Source organism: Dietzia sp. DQ11-38-2, from assembly GCF_014145055.1.
In the GTDB taxonomy this organism is placed as follows: domain Bacteria; phylum Actinomycetota; class Actinomycetes; order Mycobacteriales; family Mycobacteriaceae; genus Dietzia.
Genome location: NZ_JAALDW010000167.1, coordinates 3182 through 6799 on the forward strand (window position 1 = coordinate 3182; position 3618 = coordinate 6799).

Genomic DNA, 3618 nt, shown 5'->3' on the forward strand with positions numbered 1-3618 from the left:
GCCCGTTCAGAGTCCCATCGCGTTCATGCGCGCGGAGATCCTGGGATCCGTGCTGACCACCGGTGCCTCGGCGCGCACCCACGGGTCCCCGCCGAAGTACAGCTGGAATATCTTCTCCGCCGTGCGGGTGGCGAGCGCCTGGGTGGTCAGGGTCGGGTTGGGTCCGCCGAGTGCGTTGGCGAGGGCCGAGTTGTCCGCGATGAACAATCGCTTGACCCACCGGGCCTCGGCGTTGGCGTCGAGCACCGAATTCTGGTCGGACTCACCCATCCGCATCGACGAGTGCACGTGGAGCAGCAGCGGCGCCCAGTCGAGCCGGTACACCTTCTTCGCCCCGGCGGCCCGCATGATCTCCACGGACTTGTGCACCATGAACTCCCGGTTCTCCTGCGTTCTGGGGGAGCGGTCGCGCAGGGTCACGTCCACCTTGGCGGGCGCGCCGTTCTCGTCGGCGGGGAAGAGGGACGGGGTGATCCGGTTCCTCGACTGCACGTGGTCGTCGGTGATCACGAGGAAGTTGAGCAGGGTGTCGATCCCGCCCATCATGAGGTCCTTGAGCTCGTTGCCCACAAGTCGGCCCGACGGCCCGTCCCACGGCCCGTACAGGCCCCGGCCGTTGTCGTAGACCCCGCGCACCCCTGAGTCCGAGAGGGAGAGCGTGAAGGCCTGGATCGCCGGGCCCAGCCCGACGTTCTCCATCCCTCCGCGACCCGGCCAGTCCATCCGCGCGGCCGAGTTGGCGCCCTTGGAGTTGCCCGTGTACTCGTCGAAGCTGCCCACCACCCAGTCGAAGTGGTGGTCGGTGTGGCCGCGACCGACCCAGTCGTTCGGGTTGGGCAGCCCGCTGTTGAACCACAGTCGCGGGCTCTCCGTCACCCCTCCGGCCAGGACCACGACCCGGGCGTCCTCGGAGAAGACCTCCCCGGTGGTGTTGTTGCGCCAGGTCACGCCCCGGGCGACGCTGTGCGGGCCCTCCTGCTCGTGGTGGATCCGCTGGACGAAGCTGTCCGCGATCAGCTCGAACGCCCGCCCCCCGGGGCGGACCGCGTCCGCCGCCAGGCCGAGCGGGACGTAGCTGTTGTCCGTGGAGCGCTTGGCGTACTGGTTCCTCGGCGCCCGCCTGGGCACGTAGCACCCCTGGAAGCAATGGCCGCAGAAGGTGCAGCCGGTCGCCTGCGGGTAGGTGAGGAGGTTGGCGTCGTCCGTCCGTCCCGAGTTGCCCCCGGGTTGGAGGATCGCGTTCTGCTGCGGTCGGAACGCCGGCCGGGTGATGTTCCGGGAGGTCTGGACCGGGAGACCGATGCCCTCGCATCCCCGGAAGGTCAGCTCCTCCTTCGTCCCCATCGCCGCGGTCTCCACCGGGAGGGTGTCCTCGACCCATTCCAGGTAGGGCACCAGCTCCTCGTAGCTGAACGGGAAGAGGTGGGCGGTGTCGTACTCTCCGGCGTCGGCACCGGTGTACCCGCGGAACGCGCCGGGCATGGGGCGGGGGCTGTTGCCGTAGTAGTGCTGGGTGGTTCCACCGACACCGGACAGCTGCCAGATGAACAGGTTGTCCGTCCATTCCCGGAACCACGCGGGCTTGTCGCGGTCCTCGGGTCCGAACCGGAGGAAGCCGTTGTTCGGGTTGTTGGCGTCGTTCTCGGCGTGGGACCACTGGTTCTCGGGATCGGCGTGCCGGGGGCCGCCCTCCAGGATCAGGACGTCGAGGCCCCGCCCGGCCAGTTCGGCGGCCACGACCGGGCCACCGCCCCCCGCTCCGATGACGATGACGTCACGCATCCGCAGGCACCTCCGTGCGGTTCTGGTAGTACCCGACGAACTCGGGGTGGCCGTCGACCAGGCCCGTGGGCCGGAACCCGGTGAGCTCCCAGGGGACCGGGCGCGGCTCCACCGTCCTCGTCTGCCGATTGAAGGTGTTCTGCTCGGAGTACACACCGAACGCGGCGGCCTGGAGCATGATCCCGCCGGCGAACCGGAGGAAGCCCGAGGCGGAGCCGCGCAGGGGGGCGGGCAATGATCCGTCTACGATCGCGATGAGCTCAGGGACGGGACCCTCGATGCCCTCGAGGACGCGGCACTTGTCCCCGAGCGACAACCGGGAGAACGGCGATCCGAGGGGGCCGGTGATCGAACCGGGATTGACGAGAAGCGCGCCGGTGTTGAGGACCAGGGCGACGGGCAGGGACAGCGGGAGCACGCGATCGCTGTAGACGTATCCGAGCACCTCGTCGATGCGGCGACCGTCGGGCTCGCTCAGACCCAGGAAGGGCTCAGCCGGTATGCCCATGTCCGCCAGCGCGGTTCCCATACCCAGGGCGAGAGGTCGCGCGAGTTGGTCGCCCATCGCGAGATAGTTGTCGAACAGGTCCTTCATGAACTCACCACCGCCGACCTCGATCGGCCCGGGGTCCTCGCGTGGCGTGCCCTGCTGTCTCGACCATTCGTCGGGCCCGGGCATGACCATCACGCACAGTGCGCGCATGGTGTCCAGGGAGAACTCCTCGACCGCGTCGAGGACTGCGCTGCCGGTGGCCTGGGCGTTCGCCCGTCCCACGAGTCGGATCGAGTGGTTCAGGGCTCCCGGGAACGAGACGCCCGCGCCCACGAATGCGCCGAGGAGAGTCGCTCGCGCCAGGAAGGCCCTCCGGTTGAACTGATCCATGGCTCCGCCTCCGTTTAACACCGTTGGGCCACGGTAACTATGTGATATTCCTCACGCCACCGGTCCCGGGCGGACCCCTCACCCCTCGTTGTCCCGGATGTCGGGTCGGCCGGTGAACGGCAGCAGGCTCGAGGCGTCGCCCAGATCGTCCCGGCCGATCACCCCCAGGCTGCCGTCCTGCTGGAGGATCACCGCTGCGACCTCCTCGAGCGATCCCTTCCCGGATTGCCGGGCCGCGGTGTGGACATCGTCCTCGAGGAGGCGGTGGCTCCGTAGGGCCCGGCCCTGCATCCGGCCCTGGTAGTAGAGGAGGACCGGCGGGCTGTCCAGCAGCGACCTGACCCGCGGTGACCGTGCACGGACCGCGGCGAACAGCCATTGGATACCGACGAGCAGCGCCACGACCAGCACCGTCTGGACGAGCGGCACCTCGGTCGCGGTGAGGGTCCGGCCGAACGCCGACCCGATGGTGACGGCGACGATGAAGTCGAGGGGGGTCATCTTGGCCATCGTGCGGGGCCCGGACACCCGGAGGATGAGGACCAGGGCGACGAATCCGCAGGCGACCATCACGACGGAGTGGACGATCGGGTCCCAGCCGTCCCAGAGCAGAGTGGAGTCCATGCCGCGCATCGTGCGCGTACGGCGCGGTCAGAGCAACCGGGCGGGCAACCGGCCGTCGAGTTCAGGCCGGAGTCGCGGCCGGCGTGGCAGCGGGACGACGGGACCGCAGCGGGCATCGGTCCCGCGCGGCGAGGAGGCAGGCCATCGCCGCCGTGGCCAGGACCACGACGATGCCGAGGAGGATCGGCGCGGCCGGGAAGGGCAGTTCCTGGGACAGGACCACCGCGCCCATGAGCAGGACGAAGTACCCGAAGCCCTTCCGAAGGGCCTTCTCCGGCACCACCGAGGTGAGCCGGATCCCGACGAACGACCCGGCCACCGCGGCGGCG

Annotated in this window: 3 protein-coding genes and 1 pseudogene; all 4 read right to left on the minus strand. The window is 69.6% G+C overall.

The window, feature by feature from the left end; translation table 11 throughout:
• Window positions 1–6 precede the first annotated feature (6 nt).
• Entirely contained in the window at window positions 7–1782 is a 1776-nt protein-coding gene (locus tag G6026_RS06450) for a GMC oxidoreductase (protein ID WP_107757681.1), read from the minus strand.
• Complete coding sequence (locus tag G6026_RS06455; protein ID WP_182612640.1) at window positions 1775–2665, minus strand: hypothetical protein; 891 nt, start codon at window positions 2663–2665, stop codon at window positions 1775–1777. Before G6026_RS06455 ends, G6026_RS06450 begins: the two co-directional genes overlap by 8 nt.
• A gap of 78 nt (window positions 2666–2743) precedes the next feature.
• On the minus strand, window positions 2744–3289 hold the full coding sequence (locus G6026_RS06460; protein WP_107757679.1) for a YetF domain-containing protein: 546 nt from the start codon (window positions 3287–3289) through the stop codon (window positions 2744–2746).
• Window positions 3290–3350: 61 nt separating this feature from the next.
• A pseudogene (locus tag G6026_RS06465) lies at window positions 3351–3618 on the minus strand (sulfite exporter TauE/SafE family protein); the annotation flags it as partial.